22 protein-coding genes are annotated in these 21,513 nt (G+C 70.5%); 15 read left to right on the forward strand and 7 right to left on the reverse strand.

Annotated elements, in window-relative coordinates; translation table 11 throughout:
* Positions 1 to 74: 74 nt before the first annotated feature.
* Positions 75 to 962 carry an endonuclease/exonuclease/phosphatase family protein gene (locus CXQ92_RS10665; protein WP_219815709.1) on the reverse strand — a complete coding sequence of 296 codons (888 nt, stop codon included), beginning with the start codon at positions 960 to 962 and terminating at the stop codon, positions 75 to 77.
* Between the two features lie 61 nt (positions 963 to 1,023).
* A complete protein-coding gene (purB, locus tag CXQ92_RS10670) occupies positions 1,024 to 2,454 on the reverse strand; it encodes an adenylosuccinate lyase (protein WP_104167711.1) in 1,431 nt (476 codons plus the stop codon).
* A gap of 152 nt (positions 2,455 to 2,606) precedes the next feature.
* Here purB and CXQ92_RS10675 point away from each other — a divergent pair, with 152 nt between their 5' ends.
* The 7 genes from CXQ92_RS10675 (at position 2,607) to CXQ92_RS10705 (ending at position 9,605) form a co-directional block, all read left to right on the forward strand.
* Complete coding sequence (locus tag CXQ92_RS10675) at positions 2,607 to 2,921, forward strand: hypothetical protein (protein ID WP_146067445.1); 315 nt, start codon at positions 2,607 to 2,609, stop codon at positions 2,919 to 2,921.
* Positions 2,918 to 4,192: a hypothetical protein gene (locus tag CXQ92_RS10680; RefSeq protein WP_104167713.1), complete on the forward strand. Its 1,275-nt coding sequence runs from the start codon at positions 2,918 to 2,920 to the stop codon at positions 4,190 to 4,192. Before CXQ92_RS10675 ends, CXQ92_RS10680 begins: the two co-directional genes overlap by 4 nt.
* 9 nt (positions 4,193 to 4,201) lie before the next feature.
* Positions 4,202 to 5,392 (forward strand): histidinol-phosphate transaminase, encoded by a 1,191-nt coding sequence (locus tag CXQ92_RS10685; RefSeq protein ID WP_104168201.1) that lies wholly within the window; start codon positions 4,202 to 4,204, stop codon positions 5,390 to 5,392.
* A gap of 101 nt (positions 5,393 to 5,493) precedes the next feature.
* Positions 5,494 to 6,711, forward strand: coding sequence for a pyruvate dehydrogenase (acetyl-transferring) E1 component subunit alpha (gene pdhA / locus CXQ92_RS10690; RefSeq protein WP_104167714.1), 1,218 nt, complete (start codon positions 5,494 to 5,496; stop codon positions 6,709 to 6,711).
* On the forward strand, positions 6,711 to 7,685 hold the full coding sequence (locus tag CXQ92_RS10695) for an alpha-ketoacid dehydrogenase subunit beta (RefSeq protein ID WP_104167715.1): 975 nt from the start codon (positions 6,711 to 6,713) through the stop codon (positions 7,683 to 7,685). The genes pdhA and CXQ92_RS10695 overlap by 1 nt, the downstream gene beginning before the upstream one ends.
* A 9-nt stretch (positions 7,686 to 7,694) precedes the next feature.
* Positions 7,695 to 9,371, forward strand: coding sequence for a dihydrolipoamide acetyltransferase family protein (locus tag CXQ92_RS10700; protein WP_104167716.1), 1,677 nt, complete (start codon positions 7,695 to 7,697; stop codon positions 9,369 to 9,371).
* A 9-nt stretch (positions 9,372 to 9,380) separates the two neighbouring features.
* On the forward strand, positions 9,381 to 9,605 hold the full coding sequence (locus tag CXQ92_RS10705; RefSeq protein ID WP_104167717.1) for a hypothetical protein: 225 nt from the start codon (positions 9,381 to 9,383) through the stop codon (positions 9,603 to 9,605).
* Between the two features lie 19 nt (positions 9,606 to 9,624).
* On the opposite strand, the gene CXQ92_RS10710 is transcribed toward CXQ92_RS10705, so the two are convergent.
* Positions 9,625 to 10,917 carry a PLP-dependent aminotransferase family protein gene (locus tag CXQ92_RS10710; protein ID WP_258069859.1) on the reverse strand — a complete coding sequence of 431 codons (1,293 nt, stop codon included), beginning with the start codon at positions 10,915 to 10,917 and terminating at the stop codon, positions 9,625 to 9,627.
* A gap of 58 nt (positions 10,918 to 10,975) precedes the next feature.
* A complete protein-coding gene (locus CXQ92_RS10715) occupies positions 10,976 to 11,944 on the reverse strand; it encodes a LuxR C-terminal-related transcriptional regulator (RefSeq protein ID WP_104167718.1) in 969 nt (322 codons plus the stop codon).
* A gap of 594 nt (positions 11,945 to 12,538) precedes the next feature.
* Between CXQ92_RS10715 and CXQ92_RS10720 the strand changes: the two genes are divergently transcribed.
* Positions 12,539 to 13,513: a lantibiotic dehydratase C-terminal domain-containing protein gene (locus CXQ92_RS10720; RefSeq protein ID WP_104167719.1), complete on the forward strand. Its 975-nt coding sequence runs from the start codon at positions 12,539 to 12,541 to the stop codon at positions 13,511 to 13,513.
* Between the two features lie 32 nt (positions 13,514 to 13,545).
* On the forward strand, positions 13,546 to 13,737 hold the full coding sequence (locus CXQ92_RS10725; RefSeq protein ID WP_104167720.1) for a hypothetical protein: 192 nt from the start codon (positions 13,546 to 13,548) through the stop codon (positions 13,735 to 13,737).
* A 103-nt stretch (positions 13,738 to 13,840) separates the two neighbouring features.
* Here CXQ92_RS10725 and CXQ92_RS10730 read toward each other — a convergent pair whose 3' ends face one another.
* Positions 13,841 to 14,401: an NADPH-dependent FMN reductase gene (locus CXQ92_RS10730; protein WP_104167721.1), complete on the reverse strand. Its 561-nt coding sequence runs from the start codon at positions 14,399 to 14,401 to the stop codon at positions 13,841 to 13,843.
* A 113-nt stretch (positions 14,402 to 14,514) separates the two neighbouring features.
* Here CXQ92_RS10730 and CXQ92_RS10735 point away from each other — a divergent pair, with 113 nt between their 5' ends.
* The 3 genes from CXQ92_RS10735 to CXQ92_RS10745 are packed head-to-tail and all read left to right on the forward strand — an operon-like array spanning position 14,515 to position 17,091.
* A complete protein-coding gene (locus CXQ92_RS10735; protein ID WP_104167722.1) occupies positions 14,515 to 15,144 on the forward strand; it encodes a TetR/AcrR family transcriptional regulator in 630 nt (209 codons plus the stop codon).
* Between the two features lie 49 nt (positions 15,145 to 15,193).
* Positions 15,194 to 16,021, forward strand: coding sequence for a GAF and ANTAR domain-containing protein (locus tag CXQ92_RS10740; protein ID WP_146067446.1), 828 nt, complete (start codon positions 15,194 to 15,196; stop codon positions 16,019 to 16,021).
* A 14-nt stretch (positions 16,022 to 16,035) separates the two neighbouring features.
* Complete coding sequence (locus tag CXQ92_RS10745) at positions 16,036 to 17,091, forward strand: Gfo/Idh/MocA family oxidoreductase (protein WP_104167724.1); 1,056 nt, start codon at positions 16,036 to 16,038, stop codon at positions 17,089 to 17,091.
* Positions 17,092 to 17,116: 25 nt separating this feature from the next.
* Here CXQ92_RS10745 and ald read toward each other — a convergent pair whose 3' ends face one another.
* On the reverse strand, positions 17,117 to 18,229 hold the full coding sequence (gene ald / locus CXQ92_RS10750) for an alanine dehydrogenase (protein ID WP_104167725.1): 1,113 nt from the start codon (positions 18,227 to 18,229) through the stop codon (positions 17,117 to 17,119).
* 267 nt (positions 18,230 to 18,496) lie between these two features.
* On the opposite strand from ald, the gene CXQ92_RS10755 reads away from it, so the two are divergent.
* Positions 18,497 to 19,726 (forward strand): CdaR family transcriptional regulator, encoded by a 1,230-nt coding sequence (locus CXQ92_RS10755; RefSeq protein WP_104167726.1) that lies wholly within the window; start codon positions 18,497 to 18,499, stop codon positions 19,724 to 19,726.
* 29 nt (positions 19,727 to 19,755) lie between these two features.
* Here CXQ92_RS10755 and CXQ92_RS10760 read toward each other — a convergent pair whose 3' ends face one another.
* Positions 19,756 to 20,187: a helix-turn-helix domain-containing protein gene (locus CXQ92_RS10760; RefSeq protein WP_104167727.1), complete on the reverse strand. Its 432-nt coding sequence runs from the start codon at positions 20,185 to 20,187 to the stop codon at positions 19,756 to 19,758.
* Positions 20,188 to 20,336: 149 nt separating this feature from the next.
* On the opposite strand from CXQ92_RS10760, the gene CXQ92_RS10765 reads away from it, so the two are divergent.
* On the forward strand, positions 20,337 to 20,600 hold the full coding sequence (locus CXQ92_RS10765) for a hypothetical protein (RefSeq protein WP_104167728.1): 264 nt from the start codon (positions 20,337 to 20,339) through the stop codon (positions 20,598 to 20,600).
* Positions 20,601 to 20,712: 112 nt separating this feature from the next.
* Positions 20,713 to 21,495: a MerR family transcriptional regulator gene (locus tag CXQ92_RS10770; protein ID WP_104167729.1), complete on the forward strand. Its 783-nt coding sequence runs from the start codon at positions 20,713 to 20,715 to the stop codon at positions 21,493 to 21,495.
* The last annotated feature ends 18 nt before the right edge of the window (positions 21,496 to 21,513 follow it).

Here is a 21,513-nt window from a genome sequence, read left to right on the forward strand (position 1 = left end):
CGTCCGGTCCCCGGCGAGGGGGCGTCAAGGGCGTTTCGACCCCCGAGTCTGCGGCCTCGGAGCGGGCTGTCCTGCTAGCTGATCGGCTCCGGGGGACCCGATTCCCGGCGTCGGGGCGGGAGATCGACGAGTGCCTGCACCGCGGCATGGTCGCTCGCGTACCTGCCGTCCAGAGTGGAGGTGTTCACGGCCGCCTGGCGGACCAGCACGTCGGGTGTGGTGAGGATCCAGTCGATCCGCGCACCGCCGTCCACGGGACGGCCGTAGCGGGGGTAGGTGCCGTACGCGGGCGTCAGGCGCTCGTCGGCGCGGGCCCACGCATCGACGAGGACTCCCGAGTCGAGGAATCGGCGGTACGCGGAGGACGGTCCGGCGTCGGCATTGAAGTCGCCCATCACGATGGCGGGCAGGGCGGGGCGGAAGAAGCGCACGAGGTCCAGCACCGCGGCGGCGCTGCGGACCCGCGCGTCGTCGGACTCGTGGTCGAAGTGCGTGTTCACGAGGAGGATCTCCCGGTCGGTCCCGCCGTCGTGGAAGCGGCCCCATGTCACGATGCGCGTCACGCCGTTGCCCCAGGTGGACGAGCCGATGAGCCTGGGGGTGTCCGACAGCCAGAACTGGTCCCATTCGATGAGCCGCAGGCGCCGGGCGTCGTAGAAGATCGCCGAGTACTCGCCGCGGCTGCCACCGTCCCTGCCGGCACCGATCATGCGGTACCGCGGCGGCAGGGCCGCCTCGATCACCGGCAGCTGGTGGTGGAGGGCCTCCTGCACCCCGAGGACCGTCGGCACCTCCCGGCGCAGCAGGTCCTGCAGGGGTGCGATCCTGTCCGGCCAGTAGTCCACGTCGTCGGGCTGCGTCGCCGGGCGGTCGTACCGGATGTTGAAGCTCATCACGTGGAGGGAGTGGCGGCCGGTCCTGATCAGGGCGGGTGACGGCGATGCTGTGGGTATTCGTGGCATGGGGCCCTTCCGGTGCGGCACGTGCATGGCGGCTGCTGCCCGGCGCTACGCCGGCGCCCGGTCAGCGGAGGTGGTCCACCAGGTCAGCCGCGATCCCCGTGTACCGCGCGGGCGTCAGGGCGAGGAGCCGCTGCTCGGCCTCCGCGCTGAGGCCGAGGCCGCCGACGAACTCGCGCATGCGTCCGGCATCCACGCGGTGCCCGCGGGTCAGATCCTTGAGCCGCTCGTACGGGTCGTCGAGGCCCGGCACGCCGGCGATCGCCTCGGCGCGCATGACCATCTGCACCGCTTCTCCGAGGACCTCCCAGTTGCCGTCGAGGTCCGCCGCGAGGACGTCCTCGGCCACATCCAGCCGGGCGAGGCCCTTCACGACGTTCGAGACGGCCAGCAGCGAGTGCCCGAGGGCGACCCCGATGTTGCGCTGGCTCGACGAGTCGGTCAGGTCGCGCTGCCAGCGGGAGGTCACGAGCGTCGACGCCAGGACGTCGAGCAGGCCGGAGGAGATCTCCAGGTTGGCTTCCGCGTTCTCGAAACGGATCGGGTTGACCTTGTGCGGCATCGTCGAGGATCCCGTGGCGCCCGCCACCGGGATCTGGGCGAAGTACCCGATCGAGATGTAGCTCCACACGTCCGTGCAGAAGTTGTGGAGGATCCGGTTGAAGCGGGCGACGTCGGAATACAGCTCCGCCTGCCAGTCGTGCGACTCGATCTGCGTGGTGAGGGGGTTCCAGGTCAGGCCGAGGCCCTCCACGAAGGACCGCGCGACGTCCTGCCAGTCCGCCTGCGGGACGGACGCGTAGTGGGCGGCGTACGTGCCGGTGGCCCCGTTGATCTTCCCGAGGAAGTCCGTGGCCGCGATGCGGTCGAGCTGCCGCGTCAGGCGGTGCACGACGACGGCCATCTCCTTGCCGAGCGTGGTGGGGGTCGCGGGCTGGCCGTGTGTGCGCGAGAGCATCGGGGTGTCCCGTGACGTGCGCGCCAGGTCCGCGATCGACGCGACGAGCGCCCGGGCGGCCGGCAGCCAGACGTCCAGGATGGCACCCTTCACGCCGAGGGCGTAGGAAAGGTTGTTGATGTCCTCCGACGTGCAGCCGAAGTGGACCAGCGGCTTCAGGTGGCCGATCCCGATCCCGTCCAGCCTTCGTCCGATGAAGTACTCCACCGCCTTGACGTCGTGCACCGTGACGGCCTCGATCTCGCCGAGCTCCGCCACGGACCCCGCGTCGAAGGACGTGACGATCGCGCGCAGCCGTGCCTCCTGGCCGGCGTCGAGGGGACCGGTCCCGGGCAGCACGGAGTGCCGTGTGAGGTGGATCAGCCATTCGACCTCGACGTGGACGCGGTCCCGGTTGAGCGCCGCCTCCGAGAGGAAGTCGACGAGCGGGGCGACGGCCTCGCGATACCGGCCGTCGAGCGGGCCGAGCGTCAGGGATGTCCCCTCCCCTCTGGACAGAGCAGCGAATTCAACCCGGGGGAGCGCGGAGTCAGCCATTCCCCCATCCTTTCACGGTGCCGACGGCGGGTCTCACCCGCCGTCGGGCGTCCCGCGGCCTTGACCCGTCGTCGTCCCTGTCCACATACCCGCCCCGCCGTCCGGACTCTCCCGCTCCCCTCCTAGCGTTGACGGACGGGCGGAGGAGAGGAGTGGCCATGGACGCCGGCGTGGACGGCGGAGGGTCGGGCGAAACGTGGGCGGTCGTGAGCTCCGAGGTGGCTGCAATGGCTGTCCGGCTCCGGTGGCATGCAGGGCAGCTGGGGGACATCCGCACGCATGCCCTGTCGGTCGGCCTGCTCTCCTGGGAATCTCCCGCCGGCAGCAATTTCCGTGCCTACCTGGCGGACCGCTGCGAGGAATTGAACCGCACCATGGACCTGCTCGAGTGCGCCGCACAGGACCTCGGCGCCTTCGCCCGCCTGGTGCGGGACGCCGAGGAATGGCAGCACGGGGTGGGGCCGTGACGGACGGGCTGCACCCCGTCGTGGGCGACGACGGTCGGATGGCCGTGCGCGGAGGCGTCGGCGGGATCCGGTTCCAGTGGGAGGAGCTGGAGGAGGCCGCCCGCGTGCTGGCCCTCCTCGCCGCGGACGCGGGGGACGTCGCCGTCGGCCTGGGGTTCCTGGATCGCGACGTCAGCGAGCTCCCGTGGCGCATCATGCACCTCCACCTCCCCGGCGGCGTGGCCGGACCGCAGTACCAGGCGGCCCTGGCACAGCTCGACGAAGCGTGGACCGCCGCCCTGGCGAACGCCCGGGCGCTCGCCGCGGCGGAGGCGCGGCTCCGTGCCGGTCTACTCGCCTACCGCCTGGCCGACGACGTCGCGCTCGCAGCGACCGAGGCCGCACGCCGGGCGTCCGAGGATGCGGCCCGGAGCCTCGCGCGTGCGGCGATCGACCACGGCGTCCTGACCGTCGGCCCCGTCGAGCTGACCGCGGCCGAGACGGGGGCGGCCGTGCGCTTCGACGGGACGGTCGGCGGCGTGCTGGAGCGGTTGGCCGCGGTCGAAGGTGATGCTCCCGGCACCTTCGAGGTGCTGCGGGCGGGGTCCGACGACGAGCCCGTCTACGTCGTCGTCCTGCCCGGCACCCAAGCGGGGAGCCCCGAGGGGCAGGCGGGGAGCAATCCCTTCGACGCGTCGGGCATCGCGGAGGCCCTCGCGGAGGACAGCCGCTTCACGGAGGAGGCCGTCCTGCGGGCCCTCGATCGAGCCGGCGCGCAGGAGGGGGACGCACTCCTCGTCGCGGGGTACAGCCAGGGCGGCCTGCACGCCGTCAATCTCGCGGAGTCGGCAGGCGTGGGCGGCCGCTACGACGTCCGGCTGGTCCTGACCGTCGGGTCACCCACCGGATGGTCCGCGACCGGCGCCACGGAGTACCTGCACCTGGAGCACGAGGAGGACGTGGTCCCCGATCTCGACTCCTCGCCGAACGGCGACGACCGCCACACGACCACCGTCACCCTCGCCACCCCGGTGCCGGATCCGGGTCGAGGGCCCGATGGCTCGGCCGAACCGCGGGGCTTCGGTCCGGCCCACAAACTCGAGAACTATGCGCGGGGTGCGCGTCTCGTCGATGCCGGGGACGCGCCGTCGCTCGCCCCCGCGGCGGCGCTCCTGGCCACCGCCGGCGCCGGCGGCGTGGCGCGCCGCTACTCCTTCGCGGCCACGCGTCGAGCCGACCGGCCGCACTCCGCCGTCCGGGAGCAGGCGCCGCGAGGCGGACGGCCGGTCTAGGCTATGGCCATGACATCGATCGAGGACCGTCCGGCACCATCTCCAGGCCCCGCGGCCGCAGCTTCCGAGGCCGCCGGGATCCGCCCGCGTGGGGTCCTCGGCAGGCTTCCCCGCTATGCGGCCGGGAAACCGCCCGTGGTGGTCGAGGGACTGGAGAGCTTTAAGCTGTCCTCGAATGAGAACCCGCTGCCGCCCCTGCCCGCGGTCCTGGCCGCGATCGCCGCCGAGACGTCGATCAACCGTTACCCGGATCCCATGACGACGGCGCTGCGGACCGAACTGGCAGGCTACCTCGGCGTTCCTGCGACGGACATCGTCACGGGTGCGGGCAGCCTCGGCGCCCTGAACCAGATCCTCGCCACCTTCGCCGGCCAGAACGACTTCGACGCACCCGACGAGGTGATCTACGCCTGGCGCTCGTTCGAGGCCTACCCCATCAGCGTGGGCCTCGCGGGTGCTGCGGGTGTGCAGGTCCCGGTCCGGGAGGACGGCACGCATGACCTCGACGCGATGGCTGCGGCGATCACCGACCGCACGCGCGTCGTCCTGCTCTGCACCCCCAACAACCCCACCGGGCCCATTCTCACGCGGGACCAGGTGGTCGGCTTCCTGACGAAGGTGCCCTCGCACGTGGTGGTCGTCATCGACGAGGCGTACCAGGAGTTCGTGCGACGCCCGGACGCCGTCGACGGCATCGAGCTGTACCGGGAGCATGCGAACGTGATCGTGCTGCGGACCTTCTCCAAGGCCCACGGCCTCGCCGGCCTCCGGGTGGGCTACTCGGTGTCCCAGCAGGCGCTCACCGAGCACCTGCGCGTCAGCGCCGTCCCGTTCGCCGTGTCGCAGATCGCCGAGCACGCTGCCGTGACGTCGCTCCGGCACATCGAGGAGGTCGAAGCCCGGGTCCAGTCGATCGTCGACGAGCGCGTCCGCGTCGTCGAGGGGCTACGCGAGCTGGGCTGGCGCATCCCGGAGGCCGAGGGGAACTTCGTCTGGCTGGCGCTCGGCGAGCACACCCAGGACTTCGCGGCGAAGGCAGCGGAGCGGGCCCTGTCCGTCCGGGCCTTCGGGTCGGAGGGCGTCCGCGTGTCGATCGGTGAGGAGGCCGCCAACACCCGTTTCCTCGAGCTGTGCGGAGAGTACACGCACCGCCCCTCCGTGGGAGAAGCGGACTTAAATAGGCCCTCGGGTCGGCGCTGACTAGTCTTGATCAGTACGTCCCGGGAACATATGTTGTCCCGTGTATGACTTACTGCATACATTCCTCAAGCGGAATGTAATGCGTCACGTGAGGAGTGATCATGAGCGGCAGTCGTGTGCCTGCAGCGGAGTTCGAGGTCGAGGAGGTCCTGCGCGCCGCCCACTCCGCGATCGGCGGGCGGCAGGAGGCAGCCGTGGACATGCTGCAGGTGCTCGCCCCCGACGGAACGATGGCCGGCGGCCTGACCGCGGAGATCGACGGCGAGCCCGTCGACTTCTCGCCCTACCTCGCCGCAACGGACGCCGCCCATCTGCGCTCGCTCTACCGGGACATGTTCCTGGTCCGGCGCTTCGACCAGGAGTCCACGGCCCTGCAACGCCAGGGCCAACTGGCGCTCTGGGTGCCCCTGACGGGCCAGGAAGCCGCGCAGATCGGCTCCGGACGCGCTCTGCAGCCCCAGGACTATGCGTTCCCGACCTACCGGGAGCACGGCGTCGCCCTGACCCGCGGCGTCGAGCCGGCGGAGATCCTCCGCCTCTTCCGCGGGGTGACGAACGGCGGGTGGGATCCCCGCGAGCGGAACTTCCACCTCTACACGCTCGTCCTCGCGGCTCAGTCCCTGCACGCCGTCGGCTATGCGATGGGCATCCAGCGGGACCAGCTCGCGGACCCCTCGCTGCCGGAAGCGGCCTCGGTCGCCTACTTCGGTGACGGCGCGAGCTCCGAGGGGGACATCCACGAGTCCATGGTGTTCGCGGCGTCCTTCAACGCTCCCGTGGTGTTCTTCTGCCAGAACAACCAGTGGGCCATCTCCGTCCCTGCGGCCGTCCAGACCAGGGTGCCCCTCGCGCGGCGTGCCGAGGGATACGGGTTCCCGGGCGTCCGCGTGGACGGCAACGACGTCGTCGCCGTGGAAGCCGTCACGCGCTGGGCGCTCGACCATGCCCGGTCCGGGAAGGGACCGGTCCTGATCGAGGCTTACACCTACCGGATGAGTGCGCACACGACCGCCGACGATCCCACGAAGTACCGGTTGTCCGGGGACGAGCAGGAGTGGCAGCCGCGCGACCCGCTGGTCCGCCTGGAGGCCCACCTGCGGTCGCAGGGCCTGGCCGATGGCGGGTTCTTCGACGAACTCGCCGCGGAGGCCCGGGCCATGGCCACCGCGCTCCGCGATGCCGTGCTGTCCATGACGGTGCCGGACATGGAGAGCCGTTTCGCGACCGTGTATGCCGAGCCGCACCCGCTGGTGCAGGAGGAACTCCGCTTCTTCCAGCAGTACGAGGCCGGGTTCGTCGACGAGGGGAAGCACGCCTGATGGCGACGATGACCATCGCGAAGGCGATCAACGAGGGCCTCCGCGCCTCCCTGACCCAGGACCCGAAGACCCTGCTGATGGGCGAGGACATCGGTGAGCTCGGGGGCGTCTACCGTGTGACCGACGGCCTGAAGAGGGACTTCGGGGCCCTGCGCGTCGTCGACTCCCCGCTCGCCGAATCCGGCATCATCGGCACCGCGATCGGGCTCGCCCTGCGCGGGTACCGGCCCATCTGCGAGATCCAGTTCGACGGCTTCGTCTTCCCCGGGTTCAACCAGATCACCACCCAGCTCGCCAAGCTGCGCACGCGCAGCGACGGCATGCTGAGCGCACCCGTGGTGATCCGCATCCCCTACGGTGGCGGCATCGGCAGTGTCGAGCACCACTCGGAGTCCCCCGAGGCGCTCTTCGCGCACACCGCCGGGCTCCGGATCATCACGCCGTCCAACCCGCAGGACGCCTACTGGATGATCCAGCAGGCCGTCAGCTGCGAGGATCCGGTGATCGTGTTCGAACCGAAGCGCCGCTACTGGCTCAAGGGCGAGGTGGACACCTCGGCGCCCGCCGGTGACCCGTTCTCCGCCCACGTCCTGCGCGCGGGGACGGACGCCACCATCGTCGCCTACGGCCCGCTCGTGCCCGTCGCCCTCGCCGCGGCCTCGGCGGCGGCGGAGGATGGCCGCAGCGTCGAGGTGATCGACCTGCGCTCCATCTCGCCGATCGACTTCGACACCGTCACCGAATCGGTCACCCGCACGGGCCGCCTGATCGTCGCCCACGAGGCGCCGACGTTCGGCGGTATCGGCGGGGAGATCGCCGCACGGATCTCCGAACGCGCCTTCCTGTCGCTCGAGGCCCCCGTCATCCGCGTCGGCGGGTTCCACATGCCCTACCCCGTGGCCCGCGTTGAGGAGCATTACTTGCCGGACATCGACCGCATCCTCGAGGCACTCGACCGTGCCTTCGCATACTGAAGGACCATCATGACGCTCAAGACGTTCAACCTGCCCGACGTCGGTGAAGGCCTCACCGAGGCGGAGATCGTGCAGTGGAAGGTGGCCCCCGGGGCTCCGGTGGCGGTCAACGACATCATCTGCGAGATCGAGACCGCCAAGTCGCTCGTCGAACTCTCCTCCCCCTACGCGGGAATCGTGTCCGAGCTGCTCGTCGCGGAGGGCGAGACCATCGAGGTCGGGACGCCGATCTTCGCGGTCGAGGATGGCGTCGCCCCGGATGGGGACGGCAGTGTCCCGGACACGGCTGCGGGCGGCTCCGGCGGCGCCGATCGCGCAGATCATGCCGGCGATCATGCCGGCGATCATGTCGGCGATCATGTCGGTGATGGTGCGGCCCCCGGTGCTGCCGGGGGCGGATCGGCTGCTCCGACGGGCGATGCCCCGACCGGCGACGCCCCGGTCCCTGTGCCCGAGATGCCCGGGGAGCTCGCCGGGGCACGACAGGACGGGGTCGACGCCACCGGTCCCGGGGCCGCGGACCCCGAGCCCACGCCCGGTCCGCTGGTGGGCACCGGACCGAAGGCCGACGCCGTGAAGCGCCGACCACGCAGGACGCCGTCCGCGCAGGGGACACCCGCCGCACCTGCCGCGGCGCAGGTGGCACCGATCGCACCGGCCGCCGCACCGGCCGCCGCGCCGGCGTCGCCCGTCCCTACGTCGCCCGTCCCTACGTCCCCCGCACAGGCGGCACCCGCTCCGACGGGGACGCGCACGGGCCGTCCCGCCGAGACACCCGTCCGGACCAACCCGCTGAACCAGCTCATCAGCCGCGTGCTCGCGAAGCCGCCGGTCCGCAAGGCCGCGCGGGACCTCGGCATCGATCTCGCGGACGTCACGGCGACCGGCTCCGCGGGCGAGGTCACCAAGCAGGACCTCATGAGCTACCAGTCCCAGCGTGACGCCGAGCAGGACGGCGCGGACTCCTTCTGGTCGGACCGCAAGCTCCTCGGGGGCGGCCGCATCGAACGCATCCCGGTCAAGGGGGTCCGCAAGGCGACGGCGAAGGCCATGGTGCAGAGCGCGTTCACGGCACCCCACGTGAGCATCTTCGTGGACGTCGACGCCTCCCGGACCATGGAGTTCGTCAAGCGGCTCAAGGCGTCCCGGGATTTCGAGGGTATCCGGGTCTCGCCGCTGCTCATCCTGGCGAAGGCCGTCATCTGGGCGGCGGCGCGGAACCCGTCGGTCAACGCCACCTGGGCCGAGGACGAGATCCTCGTCAAGCACTTCATGAACCTCGGCATCGCCGCCGCGACACCGCGGGGGCTCATGGTGCCCAACATCAAGGACGCCCAGGATCTCTCGCTGAAGGAACTGGCCCTCGCCCTCAACGACCTCGCGACCACGGCCCGCGCCGGAAGGACCCAACCGGCCCAGATGCAGGGCGGCACGCTCACCATCACCAACATCGGAGCGCTGGGCATCGATACCGGGACACCCATCATCAATCCGGGGGAGGTGGCGATCGTGGCCTTCGGCACGATCAAGCAGAAGCCCTGGGTGCTCGACGGGGAGGTGATCCCGCGCTGGATCACCACGCTCGGCGGATCGTTCGACCACCGGGTGGTCGACGGCGATCTCAGCGCACGCTTCATGGCCGACGTCGCCTCGATCCTCGAGGAGCCCGCCCTGCTGCTCGACTAGGGTGGGGCCATGGACCAGCAGCTACCCGGCGGGGGAACGAGCCGCAGCCCGCGACCGCGCTACCCCCTGAGCAGGCTCCTGCTGGTGGTGCTCATCGGCTTCCTCGCGTCGACCGTCCTCCAGTGGGTCTTCCCCGACCTCGGCGCGGTGGCGCGGCTGTCCATCCTCGTGAGTGTCGCCGCACTCATCTCCATCGCGGTGACGCTCCGCCAGCAGAAGCGGCCGCCGCAGTAGGCGTGACCCGGCCGGTGGGCTACCGGTTCTGCTCGATCGCGCCGCGCAGGATCGGCGCGAGGCGGCGGACGCCCTCGACGATGTCCTCGGGTGAGACGGCGCTGAAGGCCAGCCGGAGCTTGTTCGAGGGCTCGTCCGACGGCGTGAAGGCAGCGCCGGGGATGAACACGACGCCGGCGTCGATCGCCGTGTAGAGCAGCGGATAGGTGTCGATGCCCTCCGGCAGGGTGACCCAGACGAAGAAGCCGCCGTCCGGGGTGGTCCAGTGGACGCCCTCGGGGAATTCCTCGGCGAGGGCGCCGAGCATGGCATCGCACCGCTCGCGGTAGAGGCTGCGCATCGAGTCCAGATGCCCGCGCCAGTCGTACTCGGTGAGGTACGCGCTCACGAGCATCTGCGTGAGCGGGGACGGGCACAGCACCACGGCCTCGCAGGCGAGATAGAACCGGCGGTAGAGGTGCTTGGGTACCAGGGCCCAGCCGAGCCGCACGCCGGGCGCGAAGATCTTCGAGAAGGAGCCGAGGTAGATGACGTCGTCGGGATTGTCCGCGCGCATGGGCTTCAGGGGCTCGCCGTCGAAGCGCAGCATGCCGTAGGGGTTGTCCTCCAGGACGAGGATGTTGTGGGCACGGCAGATGTCGACGACCCGCTGGCGGCGGTCGTCGGCCATCGTGATGCCGCTCGGGTTGTTGAAGCTGGGGATCGTGTACAGCAGCTTGATCGCGCGGCCCTGCGCCCGGAGTTCGGCGATGACCCGTTCGAGCTCCTCGGGGATCAGCCCGGCGTCGTCCATCGGGATGGTGACGACGTCGACCTCGTACGCCTCGAACGTGTTGAGGGCGCCCACGTAGGTGGGGTCCTCGCAGAGGATCACGTCCCCGGGATCGCAGAAGACCTTCGCCGCGACGTCCTGCGCCGATTGCGAGCCGGTGGTGATCACGATGTCATCGGGGCTCGCGCCCTCGATGCCCTCGGCCGCCATCACGTCGCAGACGAGCCGCCGGAGCTCGTCCATGCCCTGACCGCCGCCGTACTGCAGGGCCTCGAGCCCGCGCTCGGCGATGATCTTCTGGGCGGTCCGGCCGAGGTCCTCGAGCGGCAGGGACTTCAGGTACGGACTCCCGCCCGCGAGCGACACGAGGCCCGGACGGATGGAGATGTCGAAGACATCGCGCACCGCCGACTGCTTGATGTTGGCCGCGCGCAGGGAGAAGAGCCGGTCGTGGCGCGCGGCGGAATCGACGGCGCGTTCGAGGGCCGCCTCGGTCTCGGCGGGCAGGAAGTCGGTCGGGGTCTCGCTGGAGGACGTCACGCCCAGAGTCTAGGCGCGGGTTCACTATCAGGCAACAGGTGTTGCCCATCGGTGCTGCTCAGATCCATCCCGCCTCGCGCGCCTTCAGGGCTGCCTGGAAGCGGCTGTCCGCCCGCAGCGTGTCCAGCATCCAGGCGATGTGCCGGCGGCAGGTCCTCACATTGATGTCCAGGCGCCGCGCGATCGACTCGTCGGACAGCCCGTTCGCGAGGCCCTGGATGATGGAACGCTGCATCGCGGTCAAGGGTGACCCGACCTGCTGCGGGGAGAGGAAGGACTCGCTGATCTCCCACGCGATCTCGAACAGGTGCGTGAAGATGTTGATGAGGCTGTGGTCCCTGATGACCAGGGCGGCCTTGTCGTCGCGCGAGAGCTGGCGGCCCACCAGGGCCAGTTTCTCGTCGAAGATGAGCATGCGGAGGGGGATGAACGGGAGGACGCCGAACTCCCCGCCACCCGCGGCGATCGCCTCCACGGCCTTGCGGGTCGGCACGTGGTCGCGCGTACTCGTGTCGTACAGGGTCCGCCGTCGCACCCCGTTCCCCAGGAGCTCCAGATCCTTGCGGACGCTCTCCTCGTGGACGTCCGCCGTCGAGCCCTGACCGGGCTGTGCGATGTACACCTTCTCGGTGACGTCGCGCCCGTAGTCGATGAGGACCCGGTGGATGAGGTGCGGGTCCTCCAGGGTCTCCACCGACGTGCTGGCGAGGACGTGTTTGCGCGCGTCCAGGAAGGTGGGCAGGAGGCTGGACAGTTCGCGCCGCTGGACGCTGATGCGCGCCTTGAGTTCCTGCATGGCGCGTTCGTCCGCGTCGACGAGGTCCGCGAGGGCGACGTCGGGGGAGACCGCCACGAGCCCGTCCGGGCTGCCGGCCTGCGGGCTGAGGAGTCGGCGCTCGGACAACTCGAAGACGGCATCGTCGATGCGGCGCAGCGTCAGGCCGAGGGCCTCGGAGGCCTCGGAACGCGTCCAGCCCGGATGTCCGACGGCGTACCGGTACACCTCGATCGACGTCGCACCCAGCATGTGAGCTCCTTGTCCGGCCGCTGGTACCAGCGGCGAATCGCGTGCAAAAAAGATGACATGTCCAGTTAATGACACAGCGGGGACGGTGGCAATCCAGCCGTCCCGGCAATGCCGGGATCCGCGTGATTCCGCGGTTCTGAGCCCGGAACACCGCTGTCTCGGATCGTCACGGAGCGCCCCCGCGTCCTGATCGCGCCATGTCCGCAAACGGCCACCTCTACTGCTGGACACTACCTGTCGGCGGCGGACATTCTGATGAAGCCGATCCAGTGGAAGTCCCGAGGGGGGCCTTCCCGCAACGGATCGGGCACTGCCGATCGGCAGTGTGGGGACAGCTCGACCACCCGGACACGGGCAAGGAAGGATCGCCATGAAGAAGGTATTCGGCGCAACTGCAGGCCTGTTGATCGTGGTGGGAGCTGTTCTGCCGGCAGGCCAGTCCGTCAGTGCGGGTAGCTGGGACTGGCCGAAGGGTCAGCCCACAGCGGCGAGCTGGGACTGGCCGAAGTAACAGGTGCCCCCGGACCGGAGTCCGGAGGGCGCCCCCGGAGCCCGCCCCAGCGGGGGTGATCACAGACCCTGAAGGAGAGAGCCATGAGCCAGCTGACCGCCGTTCGTACCGCCTCACGGACAGCCGTCAGCACTCAGTGGTGGCATCTCTCCCTCTCGACGGGTGGCTTCGATGTAGCGGACGGCATCATCGAAGAACTGGTCACCCCGCTGGTGGCGCAGGCCCGGGCACTGGGGGCCAAGCGCTGGTACTTTACCCGGTGCGAGGATCCGTCGACGGGCCTCGTGGGCCAGGTCAAGCTCAGCATCCACGCCCACCCCCGCGTCCTGGAACCCCTGCGCACCTTCGAGCGGGCACTCCAGGCCCGTAGTGCACGGAGCATGCCCCTGCTGGTGGTCCGCCAGCATTTCACCGCTCCCGCCAGCAACACCTACTACTCGGGCGGCCGGGAGATGGCCGATCCACAGCTCGAGGCCAACCTCGTCAGATACGGCGGGGTCGAGGGTCTGCACCTCGCCGAAGAGGTCTTCGAACTCGGCTCCGAGCTCGCCCTCTGGGGCTATCAGCGCTTCCCCCGCATGCAGAGCCGCTCGGCGCTCGGGGCGTTGATCCTCTTCGACTCCGCGCAGAGCATGATGCGCGGCCCCCATTCCGCGGGATGGCCGGACCGCCGCAGACTCTCCTGGGACTTCTACTGGGACAGCCACCTCCGCACGTGCACCGCCGACGTCGGCCCGCGCGCCCCGGGGGTCCGGGAGGCGATGGCCGCGCAGGTGGCCGCGAAAGCCCCCGGGTTCCATGCGCTCATGGCGGCCACGGCCGCGGAATCCGCCGTTCAGAACTGGCGGCGGCGCTGGTTCCGCGCACTCGACACCTATCTGTACCGGGCGGACAAGGTCCGCGTCAGCCGCAGCGCCCAGCACCTGACCGTGTACCAGGCGCACATGGCGCTGAACCGCCTCGGTTTCGCCGCCCGGGAGGAGGCGGCACTGGGGTTGTACGCGCGGAGCTGGAAGCCGCTGGCCGCCCCGGCCCGAGCCTCACGCACCGCCCCATAGACCGGCCCACCCATCGACCGAAGGACTGCACCATGAACGCGAGGACCACCATCGTGCTGGCCATGGACGACGCCGACCTCTCCGAGGCGCTCGGCTGTTCGTCGGAGGAAGTCGAGTCGATGCAGAACGACGGCGTCCTCGCCCCGCAGGGCCAGCTCTGGGAGATCGGCCCGGCGCGGGACTATTTGAGGGATGCCGCCTGGGCAGACAACCTCTGGCACTGAGGGGACCTCGAACGCAGCCGAACGACAGGACGCCGGCGCGGAATGCGCCGGCGTCCTGTCGTCCCCGCGCTGCTATCGGTGCTGCGTGGGCGGATGCTGGGGATCAGGCCGCGATCGGGGTGGCCGCCCCGGCGAGGGCCATCAGTACCCCGGTGACCAGGCCGGAGACCTCGGCGTCGTCCTTCGGGTGCAGCTCCGCGAAGCGCGTGATCGAGCTGCCGATGGAGAGCCGGGCCTCATCGAGCACCGTGGCGCCTGCGACGCCGAGGGAGCGGCGGGCCTCGTCATGGGCCCACACCCCGCCGTACTGGCCGAACGCCGAACCGATGACGGCTGCGGGCTTGCTTGAGAGCGCGGCGGCGCCGTAGGGACGGGAGAGCCAGTCGATGGCGTTCTTCAGCACCGCCGGCATGCTGCCGTTGTACTCGGGGGAGATGAGCAGGACGGCGTCCGCATCGGCTGCCGCGGCCCGGAGGGCATCGACGGCCTGGGGGCGGTCGGTGTCGTTGTCGATGTCCTCGTTGTAGAACGGCACGTCGTTCAGCGCATCGAACGTGACGACGTCGACGGCCTCGGGGGCATGGGTAGCCGCCGCTTCCGCGAGCTGGCGGTTGATGGAGCCCTCGCGCAGGCTTCCGACGAGGGTGAGGATCGTGGTGGACATGGTTTCCTCCAAGGCTGTGGGGCCGTACGGCCCGGGTGTTCGGTACTGCGACAGATGCATCCCCTGCTGCAAGCGGACTACAGTCCGTTTTATTCCGCCGCTATAGTTGCGGCATGCAGGGCGAGGAATTGCTCCGGGTCACGGGCGACGACGGAGAGCGGACCGATGCGGCACGCAACCGCCGCCTCATCCTCGACGCCGCGGCCGAGATCGTCGCGACCTGCGGTCCCGAACGGCTGACCACGGACGCCGTCGCGCGGCGCGCGGGAGTGGGCAAGGGCACGGTCTTCCGGAGGTTCGGCAACAGGGCGGGCCTCATGCACGCGCTCGCGGACGAGGCAGGGCGCTCCTTCCAGCACGCCTTCATGGCAGGCCCTCCTCCCCTGGGGCCGGGGGCGCCACCCCTCGAACGGCTGATCGCCTTCGGCGAGGCGAGTATCGAGCGCATGCGATTCGACGGGCAGATCCTCCGGGCGGCCGAGCAGCAGGGCGGGCCGGACCTCGAACACCCGACGCAGCAGCTCACGCGGCTGCACCTGGCCATGCTGCTGCGCGGCCTGCACGTTCCCGATCCGGAACTGGGCGCCTACCAGTTGTCGGCGTTCCTGAACGCGGGACTGCTGCTGCACCTGCAGGAGCACCGCGGCATGTCGAACGCCCGCCTGGCCGGGGCATGGTGCGCCCTGGTCTCCGCCCTCGCGTCGGACGCCGACCGCAGCCGTACCGAGCGCGGGCCCTTGTAGACTGGCAGGCGCCGGCGCCCTGCCGGCCGTCGAGTGAAGTTGGTGGAGCGTGGAGGAGGTACCCGAGCAGATGTCCGACTCCCATGAAGCCGTCGAGGACGAGGCAATGGGCGGACCGCGCCTCCACCTCGTGGCCGACGACGTCGACCTCCCTTCCCCCGAGACCGCCGCCGCGCGGCTCCAGGACCTCCTGGTGGACCACCCCGACGTGCAGACCTTCCTGCAGGAACTGGCCGAGTTCACCGCCGAGACGCTCGGCGCCGAGGACGATACCTACTGCGGCATCACCCTGCAGCGTTCGGTCCACGAGCAGCTCACCGTGGGCAGCAGCGGGGAGAAGGCCAAAGCCATGGACGAGGTGCAGTACGAGCACGATGACGGCCCATGCCTGCACGCCCTGCGTGTGCACGACGAGGTGTTCATCGCGGATGCCCGTACCGAAGCCCGTTGGCCCGAGTTCATGGAACACATCACGCGGAACGGCGTCGGCGCCATGTTCTGCCTTCCCCTGGACCTCGAGGGCTCGGCGCGTGCGGCCCTCAACCTCTACGCCGAGGACGTCTCCGTCTTCAGCGAGGACTACCGGCGGGTCGCCCGCGCCTTCACGGTGCAGGCGTCGCAGGCCCTGAAGCTCGCCGTGCGCGTGGCGCAGCATGCTGCCACGGCGGAGGACCTCCACGCCGTGCTGCAGACCCGCACCGAGATCGACCTCGCCGTCGGGATCATCATGGGCCAGGACAACTGCTCGCAGAAGGATGCGTTCGACAAGATGCGCCGGGCCTCCAACTCCCGCAACGTGAAGCTCCGGGTGCTCGCCGCGGGCATGGTCGCCGGGTTGAACGGCACCGTTCCCCGCGCCCACTTCGAGCCCTCCTGACGCCCGTGGGCCCGATGCCGCACCGGCCCGTCCGGACGGTGCTGATCGGCTTCGGCCACGGCGGCAGCGTCTTCCATGCACCGCTGATCCAGCACGATCCCGGCTTGGACCTCGCCGTCGTCGTCACGCCGAGCCCCGGACGTCGGGACGCCGCACGGACCGCCTATCCGGCCGCGCAGGTGGCTGCCACCCTCGACGACGCGCTCCGGGCCGTGCCGGACCTCGTCCTCGCCGTCATCGCCACCCCTCACGCCTCGCACGCGCCGCTGGCCGCCGCAGCCCTCGGGCGGGGCCTGCACGTCGTCGTCGACAAGCCCTTCGTGGTGCACGTGGACGACGGCAAGCGGCTCATCGACGCAGCACGCGCGGTCGGCAAGCTCCTCGTCCCGTTCCACAACCGACGGTGGGACGGGGACTTCCTGACGGTGCAGACCGTGGTCCGGTCGGGATCCCTGGGCGGAGTGCGGATCTTCGAGTCGGCGATGGAATCGTGGAAGCCGTCCATCAGCAAGCCGTGGAAGCGCGACGCCGGCCCGGCGGACGGCGGGGGAGTGCTCTACGACCTCGGCTCACACCTGATCGATCAGGCGCTCACCCTCTTCGGACCGGCCGTCCCCGTGTATGCCGAACTACGCAACGACCGCGGGGGTGCGGCCGAGGACTCGGCGTTCCTCGTCCTGCGCCACGACGGCGGAGTCACCAGCCGGCTGCACGCCGGGACCCTCGCACCGCTCGCCCGACCCCGCTTCCACCTCACCGGCGCGCGGAGCGGACTGACGATCACGGGCTCGGACCCGCAGGAGGCACTGCTCACGGCGGGGGTGAGGCCGGACGGCCCCGCCGACGCAGCCGGTGCCCTGATGGTGCCGCCCCGGGGTCTGATGGGGCGCGACGGCGCCACCGAGGTGCTCGCCGTCGGCCCCGGCCGGTACCCGGACTTCTACGCGGGGCTCGTCGCAGCGATCCACGGCGACGGGCCGCCGCCCGTCCAGGTGGACGACGCCCTCGACGTCGTGCGGTTGATCGAACAGGTCCACGCCGCGTACCCGTCCCGGCCGCAGGGCACCTGACCGGGCGGGCCGGGTGCCCCCAGCACTAGACGAGCGCCGACCAGTCCTTCGCCAGTTCCAGGCCGTGCGCCTCGGACACCGAGTGGTGTGCGACCCGCCCCGACGCGACATTCAGCCCGCGGGCCAGGGACGGATCGGCGTCGAAGGCGGCGCGGACGCCGCGGTCGGCCAGCGCCACGGCGTACCGCAGCGTCACGTTGGTCAGCGCGTAGGTCGACGTGTTCGGGACGGCGCCGGGCATGTTGCCCACGCAGTAGAAGAGTGATCCGTGCACCGTGAAGGTGGGGTCCTCGTGCGTGGTGACGCGGGAGTCCTCGAAGCACCCGCCCTGGTCCACGGCGATGTCCACGAGGACGCTGCCCGGCTTCATCCGGGCGACGAGATCGTTCGTGACGAGCTTCGGGGCACGGGCGCCGGGGATCAGGACGGATCCGATCACCAGGTCCGCCTCGAGGACCGAGGTCTCGATCTCCAGGGAGTTCGAGGCGACGGTCTTGACGCGCCCGGCGTACAGGGCGTCGATCTCCCGCAGCCGGGCGATGTTGATGTCGAGGATGGTGACCTCGGCTCCTGTTCCGACCGCCATCGCCGTCGCATTGGTGCCCGCGACGCCGGCCCCGAGGACAACGACCTTGGCGGGGCGGACCCCGGCCACGCCGCCGAGCAGCAGGCCGGGGCCGCCGGCGGGCGCGGTCATGACCTGCGCGCCGACCTGGACGGACAGGCGCCCGGCCACCTCGGACATCGGGGCGAGCAGGGGCAGGGCGCGCCCGTCCTGGACGGTCTCGTAGGCGATCGCGGTGACGCCGGCGTCCACCAGGGCACGGGTCAGCTCGGGTTCCGCCGCGAGGTGGAGGTAGGTGAAGAGGATGAGGCCCTTGCGGAAGCGGTGGTACTCCGCGGCGACCGGCTCCTTGACCTTCAGGACCATGTCCGCGCGTGCCCACACGTCGTCCGCGGCGTCGATGAGCTCGGCGCCTGCAGCCTCGTATGCCGCATCTGTGATGTTCGAACCGACCCCCGCTCCGCGTTCCACGAGCACCGTGTGCCCGTGGGCCCGGAACTCGTGCACACCGGACGCCGTGATGGCGACGCGGAATTCGTTGTTCTTCACTTCTTTGGGGACGCCGATGATCATTGGGTTCTCCACGGGGTCGATCGGGCGGACGGGGTAGCTCCAGAATAGGGAGCGGTTCGAGGCGCGACCCGGGGCCGGTCCCGGCGGCCAGGCGATTCCCGGCGGCGCAGACCGTGCCTCGTGGTCGTCGATCCCCGTCCTACCGCCATTCGTGCGGGATGTGAGCTGGATCACTAGCAGATCGGCGCTGCCGGGGCCATCGACAGTTGTCGAGTCCGCAAGCGGCAAGTGTCGCCCATGGCGGCCGGCCCCACTTAGTGTTGGGCTGTGCAGAACCAGCAGATCGAGGACCTCGTCGAGTCGCTCGCGCAGACGCTCGGGCGCGGTCTGTCCCTCGAGGATCCCGACGGCGTCCTCCTCGCGTACAGCAGTCACCAGACCTCCGCCGACCGCGTCCGGGTCAATTTCCTGCTGAGCAAGAAGGTGCCGGCGGACGTCAGCGAGTGGCAGTTGCGCCACGGGATCGAACGGGCCGTCCGCGCGGTCGTCGTCCCCGCGAACGATGACCTCGGGATGCTGGGGCGGGTGTGCGTCCCCCTCCTCGTCCGGGGCTTCCGCGTGGGCTATCTGTGGGTGCAGCAGCACTCCAGCGAGGATCCCGCCCCGGTCATCCTTGCCGCCCTGCCGGCGGTCCGGCCGACCATCGACCGCCTCGCCGAACTGCTGCTCGAGACGGACACGGCATCCTCCGAGCGGCGCACACAGCGGGAGGCCACGTTCCTCGCCGCATGCCGCGGCGTCCCCGCAGCGGTGGAGGACCTGCGCGGCTGGCGGGAGCTCGGTGGGCACGGGCCGTGGCGCGTGGCCCTCGTCCACGAGCTGTCGGAGTCGTCGGCCCGCGCCGGGAGGGAGGACCCGCACGAGGCCGCCCTGCTCCAGCGCACCATCGCCCTCCAGGCGACGGTCGGCGTCGAGCCCGTCCTGTTCAGCGCCGGCGCGTCCACCCACTCCGCCCTGTTGTGCGAGGCCAGGGTGGGCCGCAGCGCCCTCCAGCATGTGGTGGACCGGTGCCGCGTCGAAGTGGCCAAGCGGGCAGGACGTCCCGCGGGGCGGTTCGTCCTGGGGCTCAGCGAACCTGCCGCCGACCCACGGGACTTCGCGGACGCATTCCGTCAAGCGCAGCACGCAGCGCAGGCCGACGCGGTGGATCCCCAGCTCGGCGGGGTGTCGGCGTTCGCCGAGATCGGCGTCTACCAGTTCCTCGGCGCCATGGGCTGGCAGTTCCCGGCACACGGCAGCGTGCGGTTCGACGAACTGTGCGAGGCGGACCGGCTCGGGGAACTCCTGCCGGTCCTCGAACTGCTGTACGACAAGAACGGTTCCGTGCAGGACGTCGCCACTCAACTCCACCTGCACCGCAGCAGCGTCTACAACCGCCTGACGAGGATCCGCTCAATCATCGGCGCGGACCCGCTGGCCGGCATGGTGCGCCTGGAACTGCACCTCGCGCTCAAGGCCCGCAGGTGGCGCTCCAGACCCCGCTTCGAGCAGTCCTAGGATCGCCGCCGATCACGGCGACGACGCCGCTACGCCTGGTCGGGCGCAGTCGACGAGGGGTCCGACGCTGCAGGCTCAGCGGCCGAGGGGGCCGAGCGGCGCAGCTGGCTGCGCAGCCAGTCCTCGACGTCGGCCCGGCGCAGGCGCCGGTGCGATCCGCGGTACTCCACCGGGAGCGTGCCGGCATCGGTGAGCTTGCGCAGGTAGCTGTGCGAGATGCCGGCGAGCTCGGCCGCCTGCGAGGTGGTGAGCAGCTCGGCGACCGACGTCACCTGGACGGCGTCGCCGTCGGACAGGCGGGCGAGGAGGTCGACGACGGCGGCCTGGGCTTCTGCGGGAAGCCGGTGTGCGGTGCCGTCGACGAACACGGTGACGTCGGCGCTGCCACCGAGTGCGCGGCGCAGGGGTGCGGCCTGTTCCGGCGGAAGTGCCGCCGTCGATCTGGGAGCCCTGATGATCATGGGGCCATTGTGCCAGCCGGGCCCGTAATCGGCGTGATTACGTGGGATCCTGGGCTTCCGCATTGAGTAGTAGAGGTCTATTCTCGCCGTATACGTACCCCAAGTACCTGCACCCAGCGTCGGTTGCAGGTACGGAAACGGTGAACCTCATGACAACAATCGATCACGGGCGGAGCCTGCGTACCAGTAGCTCCGCCGTCTCAGCCCCGCTCACTGAAGAAGTTCCCTCCTGCCCCCTGTGCCTCACGGACGACTACCTGATCTTCGAGGAGTTCGTGCCCGCGCGCCAGGCCGACCACTCCACCGAGCTCCTCCCCGCGAGCGCGAGCTACACGTGCTCCGAATGCGGCACCTTCAACGCGCACGCCGTCCCGGCGTCGTGGCGTCCGCCGCAATGGTTCTGGTACAACTGACCGACCCGCCCGTCCCGCTGCGGCCCAGCCTCGATAGGGCCGCTTGACCTTTACGCAGCGTCAATTCCTACAGTTGAATCCTCCCGGCGCACCGTGCGGCGGGAGGAGGCGGATGGAGGCGCGCGACGTGGAATACCCGATCACCACCGTGGCTCGGCTTGCCGGGACCACGAGCCGCACGCTGCGCCATTACGGCGATACCGGCCTGCTACGACCGTCCCGCGTGGGCGCCAACGGGTACCGGTTCTACGACGCCACGGCACTCGTGAGGCTGCAGCGCATCCTGCTGCTGCGATCCCTCGGACTGCCGATACCGGCCATCCGCGCGGTGCTCGACGACGGCGACGCGATGGCCCCGGCATCCGCTTTGCGCGCCCACCTCGACCACCTCCGCGGGGAGCAGCAACGGCTCGACCGCCAGATCAGAGCGGTCCTCACGACGGTCGAGGCCCTGGAACGAGGAGAGGAACCCATGCCCGAGAAGATGTTCGACGGATTCGACCACACGCGCTACCGGGAGGAGGTCGAGGAGCGGTGGGGCCGCGACGCCTACGCCCAGGGCGATGCCTGGTGGCGCGGACGGACCGACGCGGAGAGGGAGGCGTTCGGCCGGGAGGTCGCGGAGCTCAACGCAGGCTGGACCGACGCAGCGGCCCGGGGTGTCGCACCGACCGGTAGCGAAGCCCAGGAGCTGGCCGGGCGCCACATCGCCTGGCTCTCCTCCGTCCCGGGTGTGCCCCGCGACGACGACGGGGCACTCCTGCCCGAGTACGTCCGGGGACTCGGGGCGATGTACGTCCAGGATCCACGGTTCGCCGTGAACTACGGCGGCCGGGGCGGCGCGGAACTCGTCCGGGACGCGCTCGAGGCCTGGCTCGCTCACCCCGGACGGTGAGCCGGGTGCCACCAGGGG

Source organism: Arthrobacter sp. SX1312 (genome assembly GCF_002929295.1).
Classification (GTDB): Bacteria; Actinomycetota; Actinomycetes; order Actinomycetales; family Micrococcaceae; genus Arthrobacter_D.

Bases quoted from the DNA above. Each gene is read 5' to 3' on its own strand.
- CXQ92_RS10665 (WP_219815709.1), bottom strand. From the start codon at position 962: ATGCCACGAATACCCACAGCATCGCCGTCACCCGCCCTGATCAGGACC.
- purB (WP_104167711.1), bottom strand. From the start codon at position 2,454: ATGGCTGACTCCGCGCTCCCCCGGGTTGAATTCGCTGCTCTGTCCAGA.
- CXQ92_RS10685 (WP_104168201.1), top strand. From the start codon at position 4,202: ATGACATCGATCGAGGACCGTCCGGCACCATCTCCAGGCCCCGCGGCC.
- pdhA (WP_104167714.1), top strand. From the start codon at position 5,494: ATGAGCGGCAGTCGTGTGCCTGCAGCGGAGTTCGAGGTCGAGGAGGTC.
- CXQ92_RS10695 (WP_104167715.1), top strand. From the start codon at position 6,711: ATGGCGACGATGACCATCGCGAAGGCGATCAACGAGGGCCTCCGCGCC.
- CXQ92_RS10700 (WP_104167716.1), top strand. From the start codon at position 7,695: ATGACGCTCAAGACGTTCAACCTGCCCGACGTCGGTGAAGGCCTCACC.
- CXQ92_RS10705 (WP_104167717.1), top strand. From the start codon at position 9,381: ATGGACCAGCAGCTACCCGGCGGGGGAACGAGCCGCAGCCCGCGACCG.
- CXQ92_RS10715 (WP_104167718.1), bottom strand. From the start codon at position 11,944: ATGCTGGGTGCGACGTCGATCGAGGTGTACCGGTACGCCGTCGGACAT.
- CXQ92_RS10720 (WP_104167719.1), top strand. From the start codon at position 12,539: ATGAGCCAGCTGACCGCCGTTCGTACCGCCTCACGGACAGCCGTCAGC.
- CXQ92_RS10725 (WP_104167720.1), top strand. From the start codon at position 13,546: ATGAACGCGAGGACCACCATCGTGCTGGCCATGGACGACGCCGACCTC.
- CXQ92_RS10730 (WP_104167721.1), bottom strand. From the start codon at position 14,401: ATGTCCACCACGATCCTCACCCTCGTCGGAAGCCTGCGCGAGGGCTCC.
- CXQ92_RS10735 (WP_104167722.1), top strand. From the start codon at position 14,515: ATGCAGGGCGAGGAATTGCTCCGGGTCACGGGCGACGACGGAGAGCGG.
- CXQ92_RS10745 (WP_104167724.1), top strand. From the start codon at position 16,036: ATGCCGCACCGGCCCGTCCGGACGGTGCTGATCGGCTTCGGCCACGGC.
- ald (WP_104167725.1), bottom strand. From the start codon at position 18,229: ATGATCATCGGCGTCCCCAAAGAAGTGAAGAACAACGAATTCCGCGTC.
- CXQ92_RS10760 (WP_104167727.1), bottom strand. From the start codon at position 20,187: ATGATCATCAGGGCTCCCAGATCGACGGCGGCACTTCCGCCGGAACAG.
- CXQ92_RS10765 (WP_104167728.1), top strand. From the start codon at position 20,337: ATGACAACAATCGATCACGGGCGGAGCCTGCGTACCAGTAGCTCCGCC.
- CXQ92_RS10770 (WP_104167729.1), top strand. From the start codon at position 20,713: ATGGAGGCGCGCGACGTGGAATACCCGATCACCACCGTGGCTCGGCTT.